Here is a 26,251-nt window from a genome sequence, read left to right as displayed (position 1 = left end):
CCCTATATCGTGATAACGACCTTTTCCGTAGGTTGTGTTGGTAAAACATTATTTGATAGGTTAAGCAGCTCTTCTCTTAATATAGCTGCATTCATAGTTTGATAGTTTGTGATGATCTGATGAATCTCATCTATATATAGCTCCGTAGGTTTTCCTACATAAATCTTTGGATAAATTTGTTCCTGCCCAACTTCATGGTCTTGCAGTAACTCTTCAAAAAGCTTTTCTCCTGGTCGTATTCCAGAGAACTTGATTTCTATATCTTCTAGAGAATGTCCAGATAGCTTAATTAAGTTTCTGGCGAGATCCACAATTTTCACTGGCTCACCCATATCTAGGACAAAGATTTCTCCACCCTTAGCCAATGCACCAGCCTGTATCACTAATCGTGAAGCTTCTGGGATTGTCATAAAATATCGGACCATATCAGGATGGGTGACAGTTACTGGCCCACCCTTTTCAATTTGTTTTTTAAATAATGGGATAACACTCCCCCTGCTCCCTAATACATTGCCAAATCTCACCGTAACAAAAGTGGTATCACTTTCTCTATTCATGTTTTGAATCAGCATTTCAGCCAGGCGTTTGGATGCCCCCATAACACTGGTTGGATTGACTGCTTTATCGGTTGAGATCATGACAAACTTGGTTACACCGTTTAAACTAGCTGCCATTGCTGTATTTAACGTTCCAATTATATTATTCTTTACCGCCTCATCTGGATTACGTTCCATGAGAGGAACATGTTTGTGTGCAGCAGCATGATAGACAGCATCTGGCTTATGTCTCCGCATGATGGTTCGCATTTTTTGGGCGTCCTGTATATCCGCAATTTCTGTAATAAATTCAATACTTGTATCTTTGAAGGTATCCCTTAGCTCTAGTTCAATAGAGTAGATACTGTTTTCTCCATGCCCTAGCAATATGAGCTTGATCGGGTGGAAGCTTGCAATTTGCCTGGTAATTTCAGACCCTATCGATCCCCCAGCTCCAGTTACAAGAACCACTTTATTTGTTACAGATTGAGAAATCATATTCATATCTAACTCTACTGGTGGTCTTCCAAGTAAATCTTCTACCTGGACATCCCGAAACTGATTGACAGCTATCTTCCCTGTAATAAGATCCTCTAGTAGTGGTAATATTTGTGTCTTTGCACTTGTTTTTGCGCACTCTTGAAAAATAGTATTCAAATTTTTCTTGTTTAACGAAGGAATAGAGATAATAATATGCTGTATATCTAAGTCATTTACGATCTTTTCTATACTGTCTACCCCACCAATGACCGGCAACCCTAAAATATCCATTTGCTGTTTATGTTTATCATCATCAATAAAGGCCACTGGCAGTAAATTGCCCTCATTTTTCTTTTGTAACTGCCTTGCTACCATTGTTCCGGCAGATCCTGCGCCAACAATAAGTGTGCGGACCTTACTTTCCGATTTGTTAATAAACGTATCTCGATAAATACGCCATATCAGTCTTGATCCTCCAATCAAAAACATATGAAGGAGCCATGTCACCGCAAATAGTTTAAGTTGTGTTTCTTGTAAAACAATAGAATGAATGATCATAGCAATGAAGATAGAATAGGTGACGACTTTAAGAATGATAATGAGTTCTTGAATGCTAGCATATTCCCACAATTTTTTATATAGCTTAAGTCGAAGTGCAAATAAGTGATGAGCAGTCACTAGAGTCAGACATCCAATTATTAATGACATAATCTGTTCATAGCCTGGTGAGCTCATTAAGAACATACTAATAAAAATGGCGGATAAAACGATGCAGGTGTCTACGAAAACAAAAAGGGATAAACGTTGTCGATAGGTCATGACCGGCCTCCTTTCATAAAATTGATTAATAAAGAATTATGTATGTAAATTGGGCATCTAACCCATCCTCACATCATACTATCGACAACGAGCGCGTCTAAGGTCTTTCAACCCACAGCATGACCGAGTGCCTACATTGATACTGGTAAGTAAGGCTTCACCAAGACATTATTACGTCTATTTCATTCTTTATAACGAACAATTTATTTAAAAAAATTTACTTATCATTTAAAATAACGCCGATTAAATTCGCATGGGCCAAATCCAGCAATCTCTTTGTTTTAACTGCTTTATCCATCTCCGTTTTTCCTTTTTGCAACAGCAGTATTACCCCCTGACATTGATTGGCCAGGACTCGAGTTTCTGTTGTTTTTAAAACAGAAGGGGCATCAATGAGTATGACATCATACATACTTCCTAATTCCTTTAATAAATCTGTCATCATTTGACCGCCTAAGATCTCCGTTGGGTTGAATACTTCTGGTCCACTTGTGAGAATATCTAAATGATGTACATCGGTTGGATATATACTCTCATCTATATTACTTATCCCTTTTAACAGGTTAGATAGTCCAGATTGGTTCGGCACTTTAAAAATCGTGTGCAGACTAGGGGCACGTAAATTCGCATCAATCAGAAGAACTTTCTCTTTTTGCTGGGCCATAGAAACAGCTAAATTAGCTGCAGTAGTGGATTTGCCTTCTCCATTCTCTGGAGAGGTGATGAGAAAAATGGCATTTTTATTCTTGTCTCTTAAAAATCGAATATTTTCCCGAATCTCCCGGAATTGATCTGATATATGAGAGTCTGCATGAAAATAAGTAACAAGCTGTATCTTTTTTGCCTTTGATTTAAGCATTTTGCTTAACACCAACTTTCTCGCCTCCCACTCTTATCTCATTTTGCTTTTTACTTGCCGTGGTATACTTTTTCTTGTTCATATTAGAGATAGTTCCAAGTATTGGTACACCTAATATCGCTTCGACTTGGCTCTCTTTTCTTAGCTTCATATCTAAAGAATCTAAAAGAAATACAAACCCAATCCCTGTAGCAAGGCCAAATATAAAGGCTATAATGGTCACTCGATTTGTCGATTCATTCATAGGATTTGGATTCACTTTTGCTTCTGATAATAACTGCACATCGGTAAACCCAAGAATGTTTTCCATTTCTGACTGATAAATAACTGCGGTAACATTTGCTATTCTAGCAGCCAATTCTAGGTTTGTGTCTATTACAGATATATGTACGACCTGGGATTCATCCAGTCTTGTCACGGTAATTTGATTTGCAAGTGCTTCAGATGGGCGTTCTAATTGAAGTTCACTAGACACCTTCTCCATAATAATAGGATCTTTCATCATCACCATTAATGTATTCATATCTTCACTGCCTGAGCCTAGAATGACCCTTCTAGAGGATTCATAAAGAGCAGTGTAGGTGCTTGTACTATAAAAATATCCAATTGAGGTGGTAACCATAGTGATCAATACAATAATCCAAAGCCGCTTCTTAATTAAGTAATAGTACTGTTTTAAATCGATTTCTTTTATATCCTTTTGTTCCACAATGGAACGCGAGAAGTCTTCTCTCATTGGAATCACCTTTACCTTTACTTAGTGTTTAAACATAAAGCATTCTTTATTAAGAACAATCAATGTAAAAAAATATTCCCACTGCTTCTGGATATATTTTAGTTCTTTATAAAGAACATGTCAATAGGTGATTTAGGAAATTAGACTAACTTTACTTTATTTTTACAGTTACTTTTTCATTATTATAATGCCCTTTTCTTTATTAAGAACACAAATCCATAGTACAACATACCCACGACTTTTTCAAGTATTTTTTGAAAATTTAACAAACAACCTATCCCACAAGCCAAAAATTGGACTCGCAAATAGATAATCTTTATTATTGCTTATTAAGAAAGCACTTTTTTATTTAAAGGAGTGAATAGTTTGGTTAATGATAATACAAAGAAATTCAATGGAATCCCACTTGCAATTCTTGATTTGGCACCAATCAAAGAAGGGAGCAATGCAACGGAATCATTTGAGGAGAGCGTGGAATTGGCACAGCATGCAGAGAGCTGGGGATACAATCGTTATTGGTTAGCGGAGCATCATAATATGCCTGGTATTGCAAGCTCAGCCACTTCTGTCTTGATTGGTCACATTGCAGGGAAAACAAACCATATGCGCATTGGTTCTGGCGGAATTATGCTCCCAAACCATGCAACCATTGTTATCGCAGAGCAATTTGGCACACTTGAATCTATTTACCCGGGAAGAATTGATTTAGGACTTGGAAGAGCTCCAGGAACGGATCAAGCAGCAGCATATGCGTTGCGCAGGACCTTACACGCTGGGCCAGAGGAATTTCCAATGCAGGTGAATGAGCTGCAAGACTATTTTTCAGAAGAACCCGTTTCACGTGTTAGGGCTATTCCAGGGCAAGGGTTAGATATTCCTATTTGGTTACTCGGTTCTAGTGACTTTAGTGCCCGTCTTGCGGCAGAAAAAGGTTTACGCTTTTCCTTTGCCAGTCACTTTGCGCCAGCCTACTTACTTGCAGCATTAAAATTATACCGAGATAACTTCAAGCCAACAGAGAAGCTTGAAAAACCTTATGCAATGGTCGGGGTCAATGTGATAGCAGCCGATACAGATGAGAAAGCACAATATCTTGCCACTTCACATCAATTACAATTTTTTAATATCCGTAAAGGGATTTCAACAAAACTACAACATCCCGTTAAAAACATGGATGAGATTTGGACACCAATGGAAAAAGCTGCTGTAGAAGAGTCGCTTGATCCAAACACAACCATCATTGGCGGACCTGAGACGGTTAAAGAAAAACTAAACAGGATTCAAGAAGTTACAAAAGCAGATGAAATTATCATTAGTTCACAGATTTACAGTTTAGAGGATCGTTTACGCTCTTATGAAATCATTTCTGAATTAATGAGTTAAGCTTCTATCCGAAAATAATAAGGATCATAGAAAAAGCGCCATTGCTATATTTTAGCAATGGCGTTTTCCTTCATCTTAACTCATCTGCTTTAGTAATCAACCTTAACCAACAATTTTAGAAGCAATTTCTATCGTACGCTTTGCTTGATGTTTAACGGCAGCCTCTACGTCCTCTACCATTTTCCCATCCTGCCCTTGGGTTACACTTGTTCCATATGGATTCCCACCAGCGCTAAATAGAACCTGGTCCGTATACCCTGGCGGCACAATAATTGCTCCCCAATGCATCATTGAAGTGTATAAGGCTAAAATAGTCGCTTCATGTCCACCATGAGGGTTAGAAGCAGCTGTCATTGCACTAACTACTTTATTTACCGTCTTCCCAGATGCCCACAATCCACCTTGTGTATCCAAAAACTGTTTCATTTGAGAAGCTACATTTCCAAATCGTGTTGGTGTGCTGAAAATAATTGCATCTGCCCACTCAATATCCTCTGAAGAAGCCTCTTGCACATCTTTCGTCGCCTCTACATGTGCTTTCCATCCCGCATTCTGTGCAATAGCAGCCTCAGGTGCTAATTCATGTACCTTACGAAGTCGAACCTCAGCACCTGCCTCTTTAGCACCTTGTTCAGCCCATTGCGCTAATTGATAATTGGTACCTGTGGAGCTATAGTAGATGATCGCCAATTTTACTGATGTCATTTATGCCTCTCCTTTTAATAGAATTCACCAAAAAACGTCGGCATCATTACTATTTGTAAAAAGGCAATTTTTTATTATATTATTTAAACCAACCCTTTTCCTTAAATCGGGAAATGGCTTCAATTCGATTGGTTACATGCAGTTTATCCAAAATCGTGGATACATAGTTACGAACCGTTCCATTTGTTAAAAAAAGCTTATTTGCTATCTCTTTTGTGTTCTTTCCTTCAGCAATTAAGCGAATGACTTGTTGTTCTCGTTCTGTTAAAGGATTTTCTTCTTCATAGGCGAGATCGATCAACTCGGGGGCATATATCTTCCGTCCATCCATAATCACACGAATCGATCGCGCTAATTCCTCACTAGGACTGTCCTTTAACAGATATCCACTAATATTGGCGTTTCTTGCACGCTCAAAGTAGCCAGCACGTGCAAACGTCGTCAGTATGATGACCTTACAATGGTGTCCTTTCAGTTCTTCTGCTGCATCTAGTCCACTTTTAAGCGGCATTTCAATATCCATGATACAAACATCCGGTTGATGCTGATGAACGAGTGAAATCGCCTCTTCCCCATTTTTTGCCTTACCTACTACTTCCATGTCCTCTTCTAAATCCAATAAAGAGCCTAATGCACCAAGCAGCAATTGCTGATCCTCTGCAATTACAATACGTATCATATTCACCCCTCCTAATTGGGAACCACATTACAAACGATTAGCTATTTCTGGGACACGAATAATAAGTGTTGTCCCCTTCCCAGATTTAGTATCTATCTCTAACGTTCCATTAATAAAACCGAGCCGTTCTTTCATTCCCTTTATACCATTTCCTTTTAGTAAATCCTCATCGTTAATTTCACCAATTCCATTATCATGAATTAGAATTTTTGTCCCATTCAAGTTTTGCTCGACATGAATACGGCATAAGGTAGCTTTACTATGCTTGACCATGTTTGTTATTGCCTCACGCATACACATGCTGACCACATGCTCAATTAATAATGGAATCTGAGGAAACGTACCTTCTATAATGAATTCCATTTGGGCCGCTTCTAAGACCTGCTTAACCCGAATGATTTCATCCTTCCACTTCACACTTTTCATGGTAGAGACTAACTCTCGCACTTCCATTAGTGCTGTTCTTGCTGTTTGGTGGATATCATTTATCTCTGATTTTGCCTTATCAGGATCCTTTTCCACTAACTTTCCTGCTAAATCACTTTTTAAGCCGATCAAGGAAAGCTTTTGCCCTAAAGTATCATGAAGGTCTCTAGCAATTCTCTGACGTTCTTCCACAATCAACAACTCCGAAATACGCTCATTCGCATCTTCCAGTTCATCTTCTAGCTTCTCTCGTTTATTTCGATTATACATATTAAATGGCAAAAGTATGACACCGATAAGCGTAATAATAATAAATGGCAATTGACTATAGAATAGTTGAATATCTATGAAAAATCCGATTGTAATGGCCGCAATCGTTGTCACCAGATGCACGACATACAAAGAAATAAAACCAGCCTTATTTCGGATATTACCAATAAAAAAGGCTAAAAAGAGTGAGAAATAGGCATAGCCAAAATATAAGGTCATTCCTATACTAATAGCCATTTCTATCCCAACAGAGACATAAACAGTCCATCCTTGCTTGATGAAAGATAGCCGATAGGATGCAAAGAATAGCACTATCATAAGTATTCCAATTATTATTTCCATAAAAGAAGATGATCGGAAAATAAAGTAAAAGGGAAGCAAGCAAAAGATAATCCAAAGGTATAAACTAAGCCCTGTATTCTTAGGAAATATATGAAACCAATTTTGCATGCCCCTTCCCCTTCCGTACGAACCTTGTTTTAATAAGTATATCAAAATATCAAATTAGAAAAAACGTGTATAGAATTAAAACCCTTTAACAGAAGTAAAGGGTTTTATTGCAATTACCTATTTTCTTGAAAACTAGGGTGATTTGTTTTTAATTTCATGCCTGATTTGGTTTTTCTTTGCAAATTCCTAAATTCCCTAAAACTAACAAAGGATTTACTAGCTTCATCAAACAAACGAAAACGGATGGATTTTAAACTTGTCAAAAGGGTAATGGTCGTTGCCTTTTGTAATGGTGGAGTAGATTCGTGCGCCTTCTCCAAGTGATAATTAGGCACTCTTGGGCTTAAGTGATGAACATGGTGGTAGCCAATACTGCCTGTTAACCATTCTAAAATTCTTGGGAGTTTATAATATGAGCTGCCTTCGACGGCTGCCTTTACATAATCCCACTCCTCTTCATTCTCGAAATAAGAATCCTCAAACTGATGCTGCACGTAAAACAGCCAAATTCCCAGCGCTCCTGCCATCCACATCATTGGGAGCTGAATGATTAGAAATGCCTGCCAGCCTATTGCCAAAATTAACAAAGCATAAATAACAATAATCGATGCTGTAATCAGATGGGTATTCCATCTTTCTCTCCCCTTTGCTCCTTTGCGATTCATTCTGTTTTCGATAAGAAAGAGGTAGAATGGTCCAAGACCAAATAAGATGATTGGATTACGGTATAAACGATATGACAGTCTCTCCCAGAAGGAAGCTTGTGCATATTCTTCAACCGTCATAACCCAGATGTCTCCTGTTCCACGTTTGTCGAGATTACCACTTGTTGCATGGTGAATAGCGTGGCTTCTTTTCCACTTTTCAAATGCAAAGTGGGTGACAACACCTGTTACGGTTCCGAGAACTCGATTTGCTTTACTGTTCTTAAAAAATGACATATGGGCACAGTCATGAAAGATAATAAATATTCTTATCACGAAGCCCGCATTTACTACAGAAATTGCAATACTTAATAACACTGATACCTCTAAGCTTAAATAAGCAAGAAACCATAGTGCGAAGAAGGGAACAAATGAATTGAATACCTGGATTACACTAGTTTTCGTATCTGAATTTGCAAACGCTGCAACACTTTTTCTTAATTGTGCTTGTTTTTGTTTACTCATCTTTTCCTCCTACAGAATCTTTTATATTTATCATAGGGTTATTTGGCTGTTAATATAAGTAACAAACGTAAACGAATGAACATGACAAATGTCATATGTAGCTCAAAAAAAATAGAGTAAGCTTAAGAGCCTACTCGAAATTAGATCATTTATTCCGCTTTAAATGAATGTAGCGGTGGTGGGATTAACCATCCCTTTTCCTTGTTTAATCGAAGAACCTTTACTCCGAAGGCTGCTTTTTGTGTATGAAAAGAACCAAACATCATACCGATATCTTCTCTAATTGATTCACCCATAATGGAACTGCACGCAACTAAACTTGCCGCCGTGTCGGCCGAAAGCATTGCTGCAACTTCTTGGTCCATAAACCTTGCTCCAGTAGGAATATCATTAAGCTCTGCCGCTGGTCTATCAGGAGGTGTTGGAGGCAGTCCCACTCCGTTTTCCTTAAGGAGCGCTTCCATTTCATTCAATTCCTGCTGACCTTGTCGAATAGCTTCCTCTACCAGTTTCTTTAAATCCTCGTCACCTACATGGTTTTTCAGGGCTTGATAACCGGCTACTTTGCCTTTCGTTGTCATCACAGCTGTCCAAATCCCAAATACCTCACCATAATGCATTGGTTCATTTTTTGGATCTCCACTTAGAATACCCATACGAATCCTCCTATCAATTTGTAAAATATTACTAGACAGTGATATGATTTGCTAATACGAGAAGTATTATTCAAAGAAACTGCTTTTTAAACTGTTTGTATTGATAAGAAGTATAGTTAACTGCTGACAAATTTAATTCACAATAGTTGATAGAAACACTGAGGAAAGTCACCCGTGTTATGTAGTGCTTTTTAAAGAAAAATAGCGAAGGAAGACCGTTCATCCTTGTTATGAAGAGCTTGTTGAAGTGAAAACAGCAAAGAAAAACCGTTCATCCAGGGTACGAAGGGCTTTCTGAAGGAAAAACAGCAAAGAAAAACCGTTCATCCAGGGTATGAAGGGCTTTCTGAAGGAAAACAGCAAAGAAAAACCGTTCATCCAGGGTATGAAGAGCTTCTTGAAGTGAAAAAAGCAAAGAAAAACCGTTCATCCAGGGTATGAAGAGCTTCTTGAAGTGAAAAAAGCGAAGAAAAACCGTTCATTCAGGTTATGAAGGGCTTTCTGAAGTGTAAACAGCGAAGATAAGCTGTTCATCTATGCTTATGAAGAGCTTCTTGAAGGAAAAACAACAAAGAAAACCGTTCATCCATGCAATGAAGAGCGCAAGAGTACTGCTGAACGGGGAATCTCTATCAACTGCAATCATCTGATAAAATAAACCTACTATAAAAGCTGTTTCCCCAGAGGAATAATATAGAAGCCCTCTGATCATACACTCAAAATTTTCATTGAACGGTCAATTTTATGTATAATGGTTATAACAATGAAGTGAACACGTAAAGGGGGTGAAAGTGTGGATAAAGATACAATTATTAATCAACTAAAAAAACGGAAGCCCAGAATTTTAGGTGAAGATACTTTACGAAAGTCCGCTGTGTTACTCCCACTTGTCGAAACCAATAATGAAACCCATATTTTATTTGAAAAACGTGCCATGCATATGCGCAGGCAGCCTGGAGATATCTGTTTTCCTGGTGGAAGAATTGACAAAGAAGATACTAACCCAGCTGCATGTGCGATTCGGGAGACAACGGAAGAACTAGGCATACCTGCCACTTCTATTACCAGTCTAGTACCCCTAGATTATCTCGTTTTTGATATGGGAAGAATGATTTATCCCTATGTTGGTATCATTAACCACCCTGAAGAGATCATCCCAAATAAGGAAGAAGTCGGTGAAGTATTTACAGTACCTTTAGAATTTCTATTAAATACAGAACCTGAAATACACAAAATCCACTTACAAGTCATCCCAGATGAAAAATTTCCTCTTGACTTAATTATTGGTGGAGAGAATTATCAATGGCAAATGCGGCAAATTGATGAGCTCTTCTATCAGTACGAAGGAAAAGTGATTTGGGGTCTAACAGCAAAAATCTTACATCATTTCATTACCTTAATACGTTAAAAAACCATCCTGTCATCATCGACGGGATGGTTTCCTATTTAGACTGGCAGAATCTCTTTTATCGTGGATAAATACTTCTCCTGCTCAGCTTCTGTAAGCCATATGCAAACAACACCAGCATCTTCCTTTGTACGAATCAAGCGGCCAATTCCTTGACGCAACCTAAGCAGCATATAAGGGAGCTCAATCTCCTTCTCTGGGTCCAATGCGTGTTTGCGCTTTGCTTTAAATACAGGGTCTTTTGGCGGGAATGGCAATGATGTGATAATGACCTGTGATAAAGCCTTTCCAGGCACATCGAGCCCCTCCCATAAATGATGGGCACAAAGAACAGAGGATTCATCTTTCTGGAACTTCCTCACGATTTCACTAATCTCCTGTTCTCCTTCGTATAGCATGGAAAAAGGCCACTCCTGATTTTTACTCCACTCTTGAAAGTGGTTCATCTCTTCCTGCGAAGCAAATAACACCAATGAGCTTCCATTGTTTTCATTTAGTTGCTTGGCTATCTCCAAGTATTTTTCCTGCCTATTGGTTTCTACCAGCAAGTTGACCTCCATTTGCTCTTTATAATCAAATGGTGAATCTACAGAGAAGGAATCATAACCCTCTATCCCTAAGCTAGAAGCAATATAGGAGAAATCCCCACCTTGTGATAGAGTGGCAGAAGAAAATACAAACGGCATATCCTTAGAGAATACTTCTTTCTTTAACACATTTTCTACTAAACGCGGCATAATGACTAAAGTCGTTGTCGAGTCGTTTTCCTCTATCCAATAAATTCCTTCATCATCTTTATTCAGTAAAGAAAGTCCATATGCAAAAAACTCCAGGTATTCTTCTATTATTTTGATATGATAGTCATCCATGGTGAATAGCTCAGAATCAAATACAAGCTCTTCTAACAGCTTATCCACTTTTTCATGAAGCTGTTCAATCATGCTCTTGAGTTCTTGTGTGATTTGAATCTCCTGACGATTCGATCCTTCCACAGGTACAGCTATATCTCCCAGAATATCGAAGAATTCATCATTTAACATCAGAATATCCTCAACTAACAGAAGCGATTTCTCGCGCGCATCCTGTCCCAGATAACCAGTTAATACATTCGTTACGGTATTCAAATTATAACGATAGGTTAAACCCTTCTGTGCAGCAAATTCCAACAAATGCCCTTCATCAAAAATAACCGAGCTCGCTTCAGGGAGAAGTGGCATTTGCCCCTCTCGTTTTCTTGATTCCTTTGTCCAAATGTGCTCCATATAGAAGTCATGCGAGCAGATGATTATATCGGATGCATGTCGATAATACTCTCTGTTTAATGTCTGGCCGCTGCGGTGACGGAACTCACAGGTAGAGCACTGTTCAAGTGGATCCCAAGCAATAGTTTCCCACTTCTCGTTGGAAACCCAAGGATATTCTTTGCGGTCCCCATATCGTTCAAAAGCTGTCATCGATGACCCTTTATCAAAAACAAACTCCGGGATTTCATCAAGGACGCGCATGATGTCTTCATCATCCGTGGTGTCAGCAATAGCATCTAACTTCCTTACACAGACGTATTGCTCTCTGGCCTTTGCAAGTCTTACGTCTATTTCAAGCCCCAATGCCTTCTCCAGCTTTTCGATATCTCCGTTCTTTTTTACTAATTGTTCAATGAGTGTCTCATCGGCACAAGAAATAATTGCAGGCTGCCCTTTGTACCTTGCATAGCATATTGCATATAACAGGTAGACAAATGTCTTCCCAGTACCAACACCAGCTTCTGCGAAAATAGTTCGCTTATTTTTAAAGGCATTCTCTAATTGGAACGCCATATAGATCTGTTCATCTCTAAGCTCAAAGCCTTGCTCTGGTAAAATATCATAAAAAACATCGCCTACATATTCTCCTAAGCGATCAAAAAAATTCTCTGTTTTTGATACCGTAAATGGTAATGCTCTTTTCCTTGTCATCGAATACTCCTTTTATATGTTTGACGAATAGATTCATTATCTCTTTCTACATGTAATACTTTTATGTACATCTACAAATGACATTATACATTATTTTATAGCATATTCTTATTTTTAGACCCTCTCTTTATTTATCGCTCTTTTCAAATGTTTTATTGCATTAATTCTCTGTATTCGATAGAAAGGGTTAAAGGGTTAATTAACTTAATTCATAGTTTATTGTGCCACACCGAAAACACACTGGAAATATATGCTGGTGATTTCCGCTTCGAGCAGTACGCTTTCCGCGACAACGTCTCAGCCTCGGGCCAACAGGATGTTGGTCATAAAGGCGTTGCCACAGGACGTGGCGTTTTTAGCCTTTGTTCCTTCGCACTTCCTGCGGGGTCTTCGCTTGTTGCTTTTCCTGCAGAAGTCGACTGCCCTCCGCTACAATCACTTCTTATAATGTGTTGTGTTTTATTTAAAGTACTAACCTAGCGGAGGAAATACACGGATACTCCTACGGGAGGACAGGCCTAGGTGGGTCCCCGCAGAGACGACAGTCTCGAGGAGGCTCAGCAGCCGCCCGTGGAAAGCGCAGTGTATTTCCGGAGCGGGTTTTATGCACTACACTGAATTAAACTATTCAGGAGTCTATGTATTTAGTGTCACAAGTAACACCCTTTTAGAATCAGCCCTTACACAATCATAGATAACCAAAAAGCCGATTTCCTCTCCCCCAAGAGAAAATCGGCTTTTACCGTATATATATGATACCCCTTTTAATAATTCACTTTCTGTCCCTAAAAAGCAATTAATTTGTATGTTCTACAACTTGGCGCATGGTTCCTTTTTCTTTAAAATTCGTATGCCATGAGAATGCTTTTTCCAGCACATGAGGGGTCTGCCCACCACGTTCAAGTGCCTCATTATAGTAATCCCATAGTTGTTCACGATACATTGGGTGTGCGCAGTTCTCAATAATAAGTGGTACACGCTCTCTTGGCGCTAATCCACGTAAATCGGCATACCCTTGTTCTGTTACAACAACGTCAACATCATGCTCTGTATGGTCAATATGAGAGACAAATGGAACAATACTGGAGATGTCCCCACCTTTCGCTATTGACTTCGTAACAAAGATGCCCAGTCTAGCATTACGAGCGAAGTCTCCGGACCCACCGATCCCGTTCATCATTTTCGTACCACTCACATGTGTGGAGTTAACGTTCCCATAAATATCAAATTCTAGTGCAGTGTTAATGGAAATGAGCCCGAGTCGGCGAATAATTTCTGGGTGGTTCGAGATTTCTTGTGGTCGTAGGATTAACCTATCTTTATATTTCTCAAAATCCCCAAAGACCTGCTTCATCTTTTCCTCAGAAAGCGTGAGTGAGCATGCAGATGCAAAGTTTACTTTGCCTGCATCCATTAAATCAAACACTGCATCCTGCAGAACCTCTGAATAAACAACAAGATCCTTGAAATCAGATTGAATCATTCCATGCAGCACGGCATTAGCAACCGAACCGATACCAGATTGAAGCGGCATTAAGCTCTCTGTTAATCTCCCTGCTTCTACTTCTGCTCCTAAAAAGTCTAATAAATGATCCGCTATCATTTGTGTTTCTTCATCCGGCGGAACAATAGTCGATGGAGAATCCTCCTGATGGGTAAACACAATCCCCTTGACTTTATTTAAATCTAGCGGAATACCGATTGTTCCAATTCGCTCATCTGGTTTAGTTAATGGAATCGGCTGACGCTCTCCTTGTTTTCCAGGACTATATAGGTCGTGCAGTCCCTCTAACTCCTTTGGTTGAGCTGTATTTAATTCAATAATGATATGATCCGCAAACTCTGCAAATGCCAGAGAGTTACCAATAGAAGTACTTGGAATTAACATCCCGTCTTCTGTAATAGAAATCGCTTCCAAAATTGCATAATCAATAGAATCAATTACACTTGCCCTCAACAATTCAGATGTATGAGATAGATGCTGATCTACAAAGAAGTGGTCTCCAGAGTTAATAGTTTTTCTCATTGCTGGCTCCGCTTGAAATGGCAATCTTTTATTTACTATTCCAGCCTCTGCAAACATTTTATCAATGTTTGACCCTAGTGACGCACCAGTGTATACGTTTACCTTAAATGGTTCACCATCTTCCGCTCGTTTCACAAGCGCAGTTGGAACTGCTTTTGCATCACCCGCACGAGTAAAGCCACTTAATCCAAGCGTCATGCCATCTTCAATCCACGATGCAGCCTCATGTGCAGAAACTACTCTTTCTCTTAGTTGAGGGTTCTTAATAAGTTCAAATTGTTCTTCCATTATTATCCCTCTTTTTTATATAGATTACTTTCATTTTAACCCATTATAAAGAATTATCGGATAATTAGGATTAAAAAACGATATTTTTGATTAAAAGCTAAAACTAAATGATTTAAACAGAACATCAGAATCCAAGTAGTTTACGAAAATAACTGGAATAAGATTGACTTACAGGTATTTTAGCTCCATTATCCATTTCAAGGAGGAAAGTAGAATGAGTGTCTGGATAAATATGATGAATGTGATTTACATTTACAATAAAGGAGCGATGGCAACGAATGAACTGGTCAATGGGGAGAATAAACTCGAAATCCTGTAAAGAGTTGGAATGGGCTCCCTCATATCCATCCGTAAAAACATGTGTTTTTCTTTCTTTTGCTTCTATGTACTGTACGTCCTGAAAAGGAAATGGCTTCCAACCATCATTTGTTTTTATTGTGACGACTGATTTCCCATCTGTATAGGCAGGGTAAATAGCTAATACACAACCTTCTAGCTCATTCCCCTTATGATAAGGAACAGCCATTCCGTGATATGGAACTCCTAGTACATCACGGTGAATAAATTCCGATACCTTTTTTCCTGTTGTGATAGCTTTATAGGCTAAGGTTTTCTCTTTAATCGGGTCCCCTGGTTCAATTTTAAGATCAATTCGTTTGCTTGGTCGATAATAGATATACTCTTCCTTGTTTGCTACTGCTATAGAAATTTCATCAGAAAAAAGCTCTCCAATTACATTTAATATTTGCACACTGGCTCACCTCACTGACGTTTATTCCCTAAATTAAAAGCTTTAAATCTTATCCACCATTGTACCAGATAGAAACCTGGAATCGACATATTTCGTCGTGACACGCAAGCAAAACTCTGCTAATCTAATATGTGGAGCAAAACGTTACGACTACGGATAAAGGGGGGGCTTTACATGAGAAGATTAGTCATCTTAGGGGGAGGCTATGGTGGAATTAAAGTTTTAAACGGTCTATTAAACCATCAATTACCCGAAGATTTAAATATAACCTTAGTGGATCGAAATCCATTTCGTTCATTAAAAACAGAGTTTTATACCATTGCAGCAGGAACGTCTGCAGAAACAGATGTCCGTGTAGAATTTCCTGATGATAAACGCGTAGAGTATGTATTTCGTGAAATCCAAAAAATTGACACCGAAAACCAGCAAATTATCTTTGCTGACGATCCAAAGGATGCTTTGCCATTTGATTACTTAGTAATTGGACTAGGCTGTGAAGATAATTACCATGGTGTTCCTGGTGCGGAAGAGTTTACACAAAGCGTTCAAACCTTTGAAAAAGCTCGTAATACAGGAGTAGCGGTGGGGAATTTAAAGGCTTACGGGAAAGTATCGATTATAGGAGCAGGATTAAGCGGGATAGAAGTCGCTTCTGAAATAAGAGAATCACGTCCGGATTTGAATATTCGTTTACTGGACCGTGGTCCAACTGTATTGAAAGCATTTGATTCAAAGATCCAGCAATACGTTGAGAATTGGTTTGTTGCCAATAATGTTGATGTGATTCATCATTCGAATGTAGAATATGTTGAAAAAGATGGAGTATGTAATAATGGTGTTTGTTATTTAAACGATGTGACCATCTGGACTGCTGGTGTAAGACCGAATTACCTAGTAAGAGAGCTTCCGTTTAATAAGGATCGACATCAAAAGATTATAACAAATGAATATTATCAAGTTCCAGAGCAACCAAACATTTATGTCTTGGGAGACTGTGTTGCATCTGAATTCTCTCCAAGCGGCCAATTAGCTGGACAGCAAGGAGAGCATATTGCTGATATTCTCCTCGCCCACCTTCATAATAAGAAACCAAAGAAACCAAAAGCAATCAAGCTAAAAGGTACATTAGGGTCACTAGGAAAGACAGATGGATTTGGTAACATGATGCAGCTTCCAATGATCGGATTCCTTCCTAGACTAGCAAAATCTGGTGTGCTTTGGTTAAGTAAACGTCATTAATATAGAACGTGAAAAAAGGAGTCAGAATCAATCTGATTCCTTTTTTACTTAATCTTTACACTGCTTTTATACTAAATTCAATATTCTTTATTATGCTAGAGTTAGAACTTCTTCCTAATATTAAAAGATGGAGGTATCTAACCCATGGACTTTCTTAAAAAGTTAAGCATCTGTCTAGTAGTGGCAATGTTTTGGTTCTTTTAATAAGATTCATTGTTTAGATTACTTTTATTTGATTTAATTACCTTCATTGTTTGTTAAGCGGATGACTATACAATACATAAGACACAACGTTGATTATGTGTTACTTTCCGCGTTTTTTGCTAGCAGATGAATAAAATTAATTCTCTTTTTAATGGAATGAATTCCTTCCAGTTCATTGAATCGAAATACCCCATAAAGACATCTCCTAATTATAAAAGAAAAAATAAAGCTCTTGGACTTCCAAGAGCTTTTTCACGTCAAGATATATTATTTAGGATTTGTACCTGATTTGTGATCCACAACTTACTATCATTCAATAAATTTGTAATCGTATCTATTTGTTCCTCCACACGATTTTTAGCTGTTCCTCCGGCAACATTTCGAGCGTTCACAACAGTTTCTGGTGTTAGCTTGGCGAAGATATCTTCTTCCACCAAGTTAGAGAAAGTCTGGAATTCTTCTAAAGACATATCCAGCAGATATTTGTTATGGTTAATGCAGTATAATACTGCTTGACCAACCACAGCGTGGGACTCTCTAAATGGCATTCCCTTCTCTACCAGATAATCTGCTAGATCAGTAGCATTTGAGAAATCCTGGCGTACCGCATTGTACATACTTTCCTTTTTAACTTCCATTGTTTCCATCATTGGAGCAAATAGTGCTAATGCCCCCTTCAGCGTTTCAACGGTATCAAACATACCTTCTTTGTCTTCCTGCATATCTTTATTATATGCAAGCGGTAGTCCTTTTAATGTTGTTAACATTCCTATTAAATGCCCGTATACTCGACCTGTTTTCCCGCGAACAAGCTCCGCAACATCCGGGTTCTTCTTTTGTGGCATCATGCTTGAGCCAGTTGAAAAAGCGTCATCTAATTCAATGAAATTGAATTCAGCACTGGACCACTGTACAATTTCCTCACATAGTCGTGACAGATGGGTTGAAACAAGGGAGGCATTCGCTAGAAATTCTACCACAAAGTCCCTGTCACTTACTGCATCTAAGCTATTCTCACAAATGCCATCGAAACCTAATCTTTCCGCAACATACATCCGATCAATTGGAAAAGTAGTACCAGCTAGCGCTCCTGCACCAAGTGGAGATTTATTCACTCGCTTATAACTATCGATCAATCTCTCGATATCACGTTGGAACATGAAAGCATATGCCATCATATGGTGTCCAAATAGCACTGGCTGTGCGCGCTGCAGGTGCGTATAGCCGGGCATAACCGTATCTAGATTTTGCTTTGCTTGATTGGTCAAGGATTCCTGCAGCTTGACAAGGAGATCCATTAAATCAACTAATGCCTCCCTTAAATACAGACGCATATCAAGTGCTACCTGGTCATTCCTGCTTCGCCCAGTATGAAGCTTCCCTCCAACAGGGCCTATTTCCTCGATAAGCAGCTTTTCTACATTCATATGAATATCTTCATTTTCAGCAGAGAGCTCGGCGACTCCACTTTCTATTTTTGCTGCTACCTTTTTTAAGCCTTCTGCAATTAAATCTGCATCCTCTGCGGGAATAATCTCACATTCTTTGAGCATCGCTACATGGGCAAGACTGCCTTGAATATCATATTTTGCTAGTTTTTTATCAAAAAAGATAGACGCAGTATATTCATCTACTAATTCGTTGGTAGGTTTTGTAAAACGTCCGCCCCATAATTTCACGGTTTCACAGCCTCTTTTACATCTATTTTTACTTTATCCATTGATTTATCTTTAGAAAAAGCATGGTTGACTGCTGCATGCACTTTTGTCGGTAAGCCCCATAGCTTGATAAAGCCAAGCGCTGCCTCATGGTCAAATGCATCATCTTTATTGTATGTTGCTAAATCAAAATCATATAGAGAATGAGCAGATTCACGGCCGACCACTTGGGCATGCCCTTTATACAGCTTCACTTTAACTGTTCCGGATACGAATTCCTGTGTTTTTTCAATAAAAGCTTGTAATGCTTCTGTTAATGGTGAGTACCATTGTCCATAATAGACAGCCTGTGCGAATTTTTGCTCTACAATTGGTTTGAATTCCGCAACTTCTCTAGGCAAAGTTAATGCTTCTAGTTCTTGGTGTGCAGCAATTAATGTTAATCCAGCTGGTGCTTCGTAAATTTCACGTGATTTGATTCCAACTAAACGATTTTCCACATGGTCAATACGACCAACACCATGTTTACCAGCTATTTGATTGAGTTCCAGAATAAGTTCGTCTAATGGTAATGCTTTGCCATCAATAGAAACTGGTTTCCCTTGATCAAATGTAATTTGAATTGTTTGCGGTTCGTTTGGCGCATCTATCGGATCTACTGTTAATTCATAGGCTTCCTTTGGCGCCTCTACCCAAGGATCCTCTAGAACTCCACATTCATTACTGCGTCCCCAAAGGTTTTGATCAATACTAAATGGATTATCTAAATCTATTGGAATTGGAATTCCATTCTCCTGTGCATAAGCAATCTCTTCTTCTCGAGACATTGCCCACTCACGAACAGGGGCTACAATTTCAAGTTTAGGATTCAAAGCAGTAAAGGAAACATCGAAACGTACCTGGTCATTTCCTTTTCCTGTACAACCATGTGCTACAGCAACCGCACCTTCTTTTTCCGCAATATCCACAAGAATTTTCGCGATTAAGGGACGAGAGAGTGCAGAAATTAACGGGTATTTCCCTTCATATAGCAGATTCGCCTTTAAAGCTGGTAGAACATAATCCTCTGCAAATAAGTTTTTCGCATCCACTACATACGATTTAATCGCACCTACATCTATCGCTTTCTTTTTCACAAATTCAAGGTCCTTACCTTCACCCACATCAAGTGCCACAGCAATAACATCGTAATTATATTTATCCTGTAACCATTTAATTGCTACAGAAGTATCAAGTCCTCCAGAATAAGCTAATACAATTTTCTCCTTCACGATAAATATCCCCTCTCCGTATATGTGCTATTAATGAATTATTATGCATCATATTGTATAATAATGCAAGTGGTTTTTTATACTTTTATTAATAAGTTCTTTATTCTTTACTTAGAAAACCTGAATGGCTAGCGGATTCATGCTCCACCATCTACATGAAAACCACATAATATAAATATGAAGAGGGTTTTTGCTTAGTTCTGCCTTTCATCACCTTTATGAAAAACTTTTCTTTTGGTTATTTGCCTTGTTTTGTCCTTCATCGCCTTTATGAAGGACTTTTCCTTTGGGTTTCTGCCTTGTTTTGTCCTTCATCGCCTCTATGAAGGACTTTTCCTTTGGATTTTTGCTTCGTTTTGGCCTTCATCACCTTTATGAAGGACTTTTCCTTTGGTTTTCTGCCTTGTTTTGTCCTTCATCACCTTTATGAAGGACTTTTCCTTTGGGTTTCTGCCTTGTTTTGTCCTTCATCGCCTCTATGAAGGACTTTTCCTTTGGATTTTTGCTTCGTTTTGGCCTTCATCACCTTTATGAAGGACTTTTCCTTTGGTTTTCTGCCTTGCTTTGTCCTTCATCACCTTTATGAAGGACTTTTCCTTTAGTTTTCTGCCTTGTTTTGTCCTTCATCACCTTTATGAAGGACTTTTCCCTTGGTTTTTGTTCTACCAGCAACAATTCTTCATTCGATGAAATCCATCTGCTATTTTTATTTTCAATCCCTAGTTGATCCATCCTTGTTTTATCTTGTTCACACCTTTTCAAAAAGTTAAATCAAAAAGGTGGATGCCTCCTTTTGCATCCACCTTCTCATTATATTTGTTTTAATGCATCTGCTATTTCAAGCTCACCAGCTATTAAGTCGAATGAGCGACGATACGCGTTCTCTTCCGCTAATGAGGTAACTACCGTTCTTGCGACATCTTCACGGGGAATATTGCCTCTTTCTAGATTCTCGGAGGCTTTAACTTTACCTGTGCCAGGATCATTCTCCAGTCCACCTGGACGCACAATCGTATAATTCAAACCACTTTCAACGAGTATTTTATCTGCGTAATGCTTAGCTACCATGTAAGGCTTAATTGGGCTATCCTTCCAGCTATCCCGGTTATGCGCTTGATGTGCACTTACCATTACATAACGCTCGATACCAGCCTTTTGTGCAGCCTCCATTGATTTAACCGCTCCATCTAAATCAACTAGCAGGGTCTTGTCTGGGCCTGTCTTTCCGCCTGAACCTGCAGAGAAAACAACAGCATCACTGCCTTCCATTGCAGTGGCTAACTCATCCACACTTCCCTCTAGGTTTGCAACTACTGCAGTAACCCCGTCTTCTTTTAGTGAAGCTGCTTGTTCCTCTGAACGGACCATTGCTTTTAACGTGTGCTCTTTACTCTCTTTTAGGATACGTACGATATGCTTTCCAACCTGACCATTTGCGCCAATTAAAAATACATTCACGTCTATCTATCCTTTCTTTTTTGGAGTTAGTGTTATTGTTTCAAATGTTAATATATTTTTCAAAATATTTGCTTTCAAAATTAACGCAACTTAACCCTGTCTTCATTTCAAGACAGGGTTAAGCATTTAATAACTTATTTTGCAATCTTAACACGTATAAGCTTAATGACTTCCATTAAGATAACCGCTGCAAATGCAAGTGCAGTTGCAATCAGCCATTCATTCCAGCCAAACTCTGGCGGGATGTTAAATATATCTCTTGCAAACGGAAGCACCGTCAATCCATATAACAGAAAACCAAACAGCACTGCGCCAATTACATATTTATTTTCAAAGAAGCCTGCACCAAAGGCTGTTTGTGTATTGGAACGCGCTGCAAAGGTTTGTAATGTTCTAGATAGAATAAGCGTTGTAAATGCCATTGCAACTCCCATTTCTGCAGACTGACTAAAGCCAATATACATGGAAATGATTACAGCAATACCAATTAACACACCACGTGTAATGATCGCTGACATGGTTCCACCTGCAAATAGCCCTTCATCCACCTTACGTGGTTTTCTGTTCATTACATCAGGCTCCCGTTTTTCCATTCCTAAAGCAATGGCTGGAAGAGAATCATTTACAAGGTTAATAAACAGTAACTGTATTGCTGTAAATGGATTTGGCAAAGCAAAGATGACCGCATAAAGAATAGCAATAATTGCACCTAGGTTACCAGCAAATAAATAACTGATTGCTTTTTTAATATTGTCATATACGGTTCGGCCAACTCCAACTGCATTCACGATGGATACAAAGTTATCATCGGTTAAAATCATTGCAGAAGAATCCTTAGCGACATCTGTTCCACTGCCCATCGCTACTCCAATATCTGCTTGCTTCAAAGCTGGCGCATCATTGACACCATCTCCGGTCATCGCTGAAACCTTGCCTTTACGTTGCCAAGCGCGAACAATACGTATCTTATTTTCCGGTGAAACACGCGCATATACGGAGATTTTCTCTAATTTCTTATCAAGCTCTTCATCTGTTAAAGCATCTAATTCTTTCCCTGTTAAGGCAATATCGTCTTCTCCCATTAGACCAATATCGCGGCCAATCGCTTGTGCGGTTGTTTTATGATCACCTGTAATCATAATCGTCCGAACGCCAGCCTTCTTGGCTTCCTCAATCGAGGCATAAACCTCTTCACGTGGAGGGTCAATCATAGCCGTTAGACCAACTAGTACAAGGTCATGCTCATCCTCTTCACTTACTTGGTCTTTCCCTTCAGGCAGTCGTTTATATCCATACGCAAGTACCCGCAATGCTTGATTGGAGAAATCTTCATTCGCCTGTTCAAATAATTGAAGAAGCTCATCTGACATCTCTTCTTCCTTGCCATCCCAATAAACATAACTTGCACGGTTGAACATGACGTCAGGCCCGCCTTTTGTCAGCATTAATCGTTCCCCATTCATTGTATGAACAGTTGACATCAGCTTTCGATCAGAATCGAATGGTAATTCCGCTTCTCGCTTATAGGTATTTCGGATTTCGTTATAATCTTTATTGTTATTGTTGGCATAGTTGATTAATGCAACCTCAGTAGGATCCCCAACCTCTTTCCCCTCATTATTAATGTAAGAATCATTACACAGAACAGCTATATTTACTAAAAGCTTTTGTGCTTCCTTCCAATCCTCTGGGTTATCAGGTAAATCGCCACTTTGATCACCAGGGATAAATTGATCGGTTACTGTCATTTTGTTTTGCGTTAATGTACCTGTTTTATCAGTACATATAACACTTGCCGAACCAAGCGTTTCTACGGCAGGGAGCTTACGAATAATGGCATTCTGTCTCGCCATTTTATTGGTACCTACTGATAGAACTATCGTAACGATAGAAGACAAAGCCTCTGGAATTGCCGCTACTGCTACTGCTACAGAGAACATCAGTGCTTCTAAGATCGCTGTACCTGTGTCAACATTAGCATCTCCAAACCAAATACGCCCCGCTTGAATGGCAAATATTAAAATACATAGTAGTAAGATCACTATACCTAGCTTCTTACTAAACGCGTCAAGTTTTCGTTGCAGAGGAGTTTGTTTCTCTTCAGCGGTAGAAATTAAGTTGGCAATCTTCCCGATTTCCGTACTCTCCGCTGTACCTGTAACGACAAATGTACCGCGGCCATACACAACAAGAGAGCTGCTAAAGACCATATTGAATCGGTCTCCTAATGCCGACTCCTCTGAAATCTTATCAGTAGATTTTTCTACTGCTTCGGATTCCCCTGTAAGCATACCTTCATTTACTTTCAAAGAACCACTTTCTAATATTCGACCATCTGCAGGTACATAATCACCCGCTTCTAGCAAAACGATATCACCCGGGACTAATTCTCGAGCGGGGATCGTTTGCTTGTCCCCATTACGTATGACCTTTGCTTCAGGTGCAGACATATCTCGTAAAGCATCCAATGAGCTTTCTGCTTTTTTTGTTTGGACAACACTTATAATGGAATTTAATAAAAGAACAATAAAAATAATAATGGATTCTACAATTTCTCCTAGTAATAACTGAACACCCGCAGCAATTAATAAGACAATAACCATTGGATCTTTAAATGTTTCTAGAAAAAGCTTCCATGTTGGGACCTTTTCTTTATCCTTAATTTCATTATATCTATATTCCTCTAGTCTTTTATTTACTTCCTCTTTCGTCAACCCGTTCTCTGTGGATTCGATTGTTTTTAATACATCTTCTGCATCCTTACGGTAAAATTCCATAATCCCTCTCCTTCCAGACTTCATTCTCTTTTGAAATTAATTCTGACTGGCGCTTGTGGATATTCAGTTATTAAAGCAAAAAGCGAGACCTCTGCCCCAATGGGCAAAGGTCTCGCTTAGCAAACTAGCTGCCAATAAAGCCGATGGTTATAGAAACCATGTAGTGACGACTTTATTTTGGAATTGGTTCCAACTCCAACGCTACTCCCCTTTGACTATTTGTCAATGGTTATATTCTACAAATAGTATATCACGCCCATAATTTCCTGTCATTTTACAAGTTAGTTTGTGTGTATTATTACCCTAAATAGCATAAATTATTTGTATTAGGGTAACTTTTAGTAGCTTGGTATTATAAATGTTCTATGCTAAAATAAAGTGAGATCAAGTTGAATTATCATTAATGAAAATATTTAAACCGTTAATCCCACCTTTACTTTATTCCCTTTTAAAAAAAGAAAAAACTCTAAGTCGGTCATTATCTTATAATTAGGAGATAATTAATAATTTCCTAACGTTGTATAAATCATTCCAAATCTTATCGAATTAGGTGTTAACTATGTCACCACTTTCTAAAAACAGAGAAATTATTATTCAAGCATTGCAATTTAGCCTTATTGGAGGCTTAAATGCACTTATTGACATTGGTTCCCTTAATTTAATGTTATTATTCTGGCCAACCGAAAACAGCCTATATTTACTCTTGTTTAATACTATCTCTTATACACTTGCAGTAGCTAACAGCTATCTCTGGAATTCAAGCTGGACGTTTAAAAATACGTCCTCTAAACAAAAGCAGGAAGTTTTCTTTTTTGTATTGCAAGCCCTTGCTAGTCTAGTGATAAGCAATATCGTATTTGTGGGAGGATCTTTCTTATTGGGCATCTCACCAATACCAGCTATTGCTGAACAAAACATTGCCAAAGGAGCTGCAATGATTATCTCTTCAGGTGCAAGCTTTTTCTTCATGAGATACTTTGTGTTCCGTAAAAACCGTAGTAAGTTCAAAGTGAAAATTAGACTTAAAAGGTCTCATCCAATGTTCTATACTTCTATGAAGAAAGCCAAAATCCAATCCAATCGATTTCATTAAGCACTATTTATAAATTGAAAAAGGCTAATCTATTAGGGGGATCTCCCCTAATAGATTAGCCTTTTTAATTATTTATCCAAAACGTCCTGAAATGTAGTCTTCCGTACGACTATCATTAGGATTTGTAAAGATGGTATTTGTATCATCAAATTCCACAACTTCTCCATTCAAGAAGAAAGCCGTTTTATCGGAAATACGAGCAGCTTGCTGCATATTGTGTGTCACGATAATAATAGAGAATTCCTTCTTCAATTCTTGAACGAGCTCTTCAATCTTAAGAGTTGATTTAGGATCAAGGGCAGAAGTCGGTTCATCCATTAAGATAACATCTGGTTGGATTGCTAAACAGCGAGCGATACAAAGACGTTGCTGCTGCCCACCAGAAAGACCATAAGCATTCTCGTTTAAGCGATCTTTTAATTCATCCCAAATATACGCTCCACGCAAACTTTTTTCCACGATCTCATCAAGTACTTTCTTATTGCGGATACCATGGATTTTTGGACCATAAGCAATGTTTTCATAAATGCTTTTTGGAAATGGATTGGCCTTTTGGAATACCATTCCTACTTGTGTTCTAAGATCTTCCACCTTAAATGACTTATCTAAGATATTCTTATTTTTGTACGTAATGGTACCAGTTGTACGAACACCAGGAACAAGCTCAACCATCCGATTTAACGTTTTAATATAAGTTGACTTTCCGCAACCAGAGGGGCCGATAATGGCAGTTACTTCTTTTTCATTTATTTCTAAGTTGATGTCTTTTAATGCATGAGTATCGGAATACCACAAGTTTAAGTCTTTAGTATCATAAACTACACGATGTTCTGAATTAATATTATTCACCGCCATATCTTTATTGTTCAGTTTAACATTCATTTTATTTTCAGATGAGAGACTCATTTTTCCACTCCTTAAAATTCGCCTTGTACCTATTTGTTTTATTATATCA

21 protein-coding genes and 1 riboswitch are annotated in these 26,251 nt (G+C 38.6%); of the genes, 4 read left to right on the top strand and 17 right to left on the bottom strand.

What is annotated here, in order from left to right; translation table 11 throughout:
- Positions 1-2: 2 nt before the first annotated feature.
- The 3 genes from D8M04_RS14455 to D8M04_RS14445 form a co-directional block, all read right to left on the bottom strand.
- Positions 3-1,835: a polysaccharide biosynthesis protein gene (locus D8M04_RS14455; RefSeq protein WP_121524121.1), complete on the bottom strand. Its 1,833-nt coding sequence runs from the start codon at positions 1,833-1,835 to the stop codon at positions 3-5.
- Positions 1,836-2,052: 217 nt separating this feature from the next.
- Positions 2,053-2,706, bottom strand: coding sequence for a CpsD/CapB family tyrosine-protein kinase (locus D8M04_RS14450; RefSeq protein WP_246001285.1), 654 nt, complete (start codon positions 2,704-2,706; stop codon positions 2,053-2,055).
- Positions 2,687-3,430 (bottom strand): YveK family protein, encoded by a 744-nt coding sequence (locus D8M04_RS14445; protein WP_121524119.1) that lies wholly within the window; start codon positions 3,428-3,430, stop codon positions 2,687-2,689. The genes D8M04_RS14450 and D8M04_RS14445 overlap by 20 nt, the downstream gene beginning before the upstream one ends.
- A gap of 357 nt (positions 3,431-3,787) precedes the next feature.
- Here D8M04_RS14445 and D8M04_RS14440 point away from each other — a divergent pair, with 357 nt between their 5' ends.
- Positions 3,788-4,813, top strand: coding sequence for an LLM class flavin-dependent oxidoreductase (locus tag D8M04_RS14440; RefSeq protein ID WP_425464025.1), 1,026 nt, complete (start codon positions 3,788-3,790; stop codon positions 4,811-4,813).
- 102 nt (positions 4,814-4,915) lie between these two features.
- Here the strand turns inward: D8M04_RS14440 and wrbA are convergent, their stop codons facing one another.
- The 5 genes from wrbA to D8M04_RS14415 form a co-directional block, all read right to left on the bottom strand.
- The gene (gene wrbA / locus D8M04_RS14435; protein ID WP_121524117.1) at positions 4,916-5,518 is read right to left on the bottom strand and encodes an NAD(P)H:quinone oxidoreductase; all 603 of its coding nucleotides are present in this window, start codon (positions 5,516-5,518) and stop codon (positions 4,916-4,918) included.
- A gap of 79 nt (positions 5,519-5,597) precedes the next feature.
- The gene (locus D8M04_RS14430; RefSeq protein ID WP_121524116.1) at positions 5,598-6,197 is read right to left on the bottom strand and encodes a response regulator transcription factor; all 600 of its coding nucleotides are present in this window, start codon (positions 6,195-6,197) and stop codon (positions 5,598-5,600) included.
- A gap of 27 nt (positions 6,198-6,224) precedes the next feature.
- The gene (locus tag D8M04_RS14425; protein ID WP_121524115.1) at positions 6,225-7,343 is read right to left on the bottom strand and encodes a sensor histidine kinase; all 1,119 of its coding nucleotides are present in this window, start codon (positions 7,341-7,343) and stop codon (positions 6,225-6,227) included.
- Positions 7,344-7,456: 113 nt separating this feature from the next.
- The gene (desA, locus tag D8M04_RS14420) at positions 7,457-8,512 is read right to left on the bottom strand and encodes a Delta(5) desaturase DesA (protein ID WP_121524114.1); all 1,056 of its coding nucleotides are present in this window, start codon (positions 8,510-8,512) and stop codon (positions 7,457-7,459) included.
- A 149-nt stretch (positions 8,513-8,661) separates the two neighbouring features.
- Positions 8,662-9,168: a DUF3231 family protein gene (locus tag D8M04_RS14415; RefSeq protein ID WP_121524113.1), complete on the bottom strand. Its 507-nt coding sequence runs from the start codon at positions 9,166-9,168 to the stop codon at positions 8,662-8,664.
- Positions 9,169-9,961: 793 nt separating this feature from the next.
- Between D8M04_RS14415 and D8M04_RS14410 the strand changes: the two genes are divergently transcribed.
- Positions 9,962-10,576, top strand: coding sequence for an NUDIX hydrolase (locus tag D8M04_RS14410; RefSeq protein ID WP_121524112.1), 615 nt, complete (start codon positions 9,962-9,964; stop codon positions 10,574-10,576).
- A gap of 38 nt (positions 10,577-10,614) precedes the next feature.
- On the opposite strand, the gene D8M04_RS14405 is transcribed toward D8M04_RS14410, so the two are convergent.
- The 3 genes from D8M04_RS14405 to D8M04_RS14395 all read right to left on the bottom strand — a co-directional run bounded on the left by D8M04_RS14405 (position 10,615) and on the right by D8M04_RS14395 (position 15,596).
- On the bottom strand, positions 10,615-12,531 hold the full coding sequence (locus D8M04_RS14405) for an ATP-dependent DNA helicase (RefSeq protein WP_121524111.1): 1,917 nt from the start codon (positions 12,529-12,531) through the stop codon (positions 10,615-10,617).
- 796 nt (positions 12,532-13,327) lie between these two features.
- A complete protein-coding gene (scpC, locus tag D8M04_RS14400) occupies positions 13,328-14,845 on the bottom strand; it encodes a succinyl-CoA:acetate CoA-transferase ScpC (RefSeq protein ID WP_121524110.1) in 1,518 nt (505 codons plus the stop codon).
- A gap of 124 nt (positions 14,846-14,969) precedes the next feature.
- Entirely contained in the window at positions 14,970-15,596 is a 627-nt protein-coding gene (locus D8M04_RS14395) for a LytTR family DNA-binding domain-containing protein (protein WP_121524109.1), read from the bottom strand.
- A 174-nt stretch (positions 15,597-15,770) separates the two neighbouring features.
- On the opposite strand from D8M04_RS14395, the gene D8M04_RS14390 reads away from it, so the two are divergent.
- The gene (locus tag D8M04_RS14390; RefSeq protein ID WP_121524108.1) at positions 15,771-16,835 is read left to right on the top strand and encodes an NAD(P)/FAD-dependent oxidoreductase; all 1,065 of its coding nucleotides are present in this window, start codon (positions 15,771-15,773) and stop codon (positions 16,833-16,835) included.
- A 461-nt stretch (positions 16,836-17,296) separates the two neighbouring features.
- Here D8M04_RS14390 and argH read toward each other — a convergent pair whose 3' ends face one another.
- The 5 genes from argH to D8M04_RS14365 form a co-directional block, all read right to left on the bottom strand.
- Positions 17,297-18,718 carry an argininosuccinate lyase gene (gene argH, locus D8M04_RS14385; RefSeq protein WP_121524107.1) on the bottom strand — a complete coding sequence of 474 codons (1,422 nt, stop codon included), beginning with the start codon at positions 18,716-18,718 and terminating at the stop codon, positions 17,297-17,299.
- The gene (locus D8M04_RS14380) at positions 18,715-19,971 is read right to left on the bottom strand and encodes an argininosuccinate synthase (protein ID WP_121524106.1); all 1,257 of its coding nucleotides are present in this window, start codon (positions 19,969-19,971) and stop codon (positions 18,715-18,717) included. The genes argH and D8M04_RS14380 overlap by 4 nt, the downstream gene beginning before the upstream one ends.
- 525 nt (positions 19,972-20,496) lie before the next feature.
- On the bottom strand, positions 20,497-20,700 hold the full coding sequence (locus tag D8M04_RS14375) for a hypothetical protein (RefSeq protein ID WP_158595136.1): 204 nt from the start codon (positions 20,698-20,700) through the stop codon (positions 20,497-20,499).
- A 78-nt stretch (positions 20,701-20,778) separates the two neighbouring features.
- The gene (locus D8M04_RS14370; protein ID WP_121524104.1) at positions 20,779-21,426 is read right to left on the bottom strand and encodes an SDR family oxidoreductase; all 648 of its coding nucleotides are present in this window, start codon (positions 21,424-21,426) and stop codon (positions 20,779-20,781) included.
- A gap of 134 nt (positions 21,427-21,560) precedes the next feature.
- Positions 21,561-24,203 (bottom strand): cation-translocating P-type ATPase, encoded by a 2,643-nt coding sequence (locus D8M04_RS14365; protein WP_121524103.1) that lies wholly within the window; start codon positions 24,201-24,203, stop codon positions 21,561-21,563.
- A gap of 118 nt (positions 24,204-24,321) precedes the next feature.
- Positions 24,322-24,425: riboswitch (yybP-ykoY riboswitch) on the bottom strand.
- Positions 24,426-24,762: 337 nt separating this feature from the next.
- Here D8M04_RS14365 and D8M04_RS14360 point away from each other — a divergent pair.
- Positions 24,763-25,296, top strand: a complete 534-nt coding sequence (locus D8M04_RS14360) for a GtrA family protein (protein WP_121524102.1) — start codon at positions 24,763-24,765, stop codon at positions 25,294-25,296.
- A 72-nt stretch (positions 25,297-25,368) separates the two neighbouring features.
- Here D8M04_RS14360 and pstB read toward each other — a convergent pair whose 3' ends face one another.
- Positions 25,369-26,202, bottom strand: coding sequence for a phosphate ABC transporter ATP-binding protein PstB (gene pstB, locus D8M04_RS14355; RefSeq protein ID WP_121524101.1), 834 nt, complete (start codon positions 26,200-26,202; stop codon positions 25,369-25,371).
- Positions 26,203-26,251 lie beyond the last annotated feature (49 nt).

Origin of the sequence: Oceanobacillus piezotolerans, assembly GCF_003665065.1 — a bacterium.
GTDB classification, from domain to species: Bacteria; Bacillota; Bacilli; order Bacillales; family Amphibacillaceae; genus Oceanobacillus; species Oceanobacillus piezotolerans.
Note: the sequence above shows the minus strand (reverse complement) of the source record. Positions and strands in the feature narration are given on the sequence as shown.

What these genes read in the sequence shown, in the direction of transcription:
- D8M04_RS14430 (WP_121524116.1), bottom strand. Translation starts at nt 6,197, where the DNA reads ATGATACGTATTGTAATTGCAGAGGATCAGCAATTGCTGCTTGGTGCA.
- D8M04_RS14455 (WP_121524121.1), bottom strand. Translation starts at nt 1,835, where the DNA reads ATGACCTATCGACAACGTTTATCCCTTTTTGTTTTCGTAGACACCTGC.
- wrbA (WP_121524117.1), bottom strand. Translation starts at nt 5,518, where the DNA reads ATGACATCAGTAAAATTGGCGATCATCTACTATAGCTCCACAGGTACC.
- D8M04_RS14365 (WP_121524103.1), bottom strand. Translation starts at nt 24,203, where the DNA reads ATGGAATTTTACCGTAAGGATGCAGAAGATGTATTAAAAACAATCGAA.
- pstB (WP_121524101.1), bottom strand. Translation starts at nt 26,202, where the DNA reads ATGAGTCTCTCATCTGAAAATAAAATGAATGTTAAACTGAACAATAAA.
- desA (WP_121524114.1), bottom strand. Translation starts at nt 8,512, where the DNA reads ATGAGTAAACAAAAACAAGCACAATTAAGAAAAAGTGTTGCAGCGTTT.
- D8M04_RS14405 (WP_121524111.1), bottom strand. Translation starts at nt 12,531, where the DNA reads ATGACAAGGAAAAGAGCATTACCATTTACGGTATCAAAAACAGAGAAT.
- D8M04_RS14360 (WP_121524102.1), top strand. Translation starts at nt 24,763, where the DNA reads ATGTCACCACTTTCTAAAAACAGAGAAATTATTATTCAAGCATTGCAA.
- D8M04_RS14375 (WP_158595136.1), bottom strand. Translation starts at nt 20,700, where the DNA reads ATGGATCAACTAGGGATTGAAAATAAAAATAGCAGATGGATTTCATCG.
- D8M04_RS14425 (WP_121524115.1), bottom strand. Translation starts at nt 7,343, where the DNA reads ATGCAAAATTGGTTTCATATATTTCCTAAGAATACAGGGCTTAGTTTA.
- D8M04_RS14390 (WP_121524108.1), top strand. Translation starts at nt 15,771, where the DNA reads ATGAGAAGATTAGTCATCTTAGGGGGAGGCTATGGTGGAATTAAAGTT.
- D8M04_RS14445 (WP_121524119.1), bottom strand. Translation starts at nt 3,430, where the DNA reads ATGAGAGAAGACTTCTCGCGTTCCATTGTGGAACAAAAGGATATAAAA.
- D8M04_RS14415 (WP_121524113.1), bottom strand. Translation starts at nt 9,168, where the DNA reads ATGGGTATTCTAAGTGGAGATCCAAAAAATGAACCAATGCATTATGGT.
- scpC (WP_121524110.1), bottom strand. Translation starts at nt 14,845, where the DNA reads ATGGAAGAACAATTTGAACTTATTAAGAACCCTCAACTAAGAGAAAGA.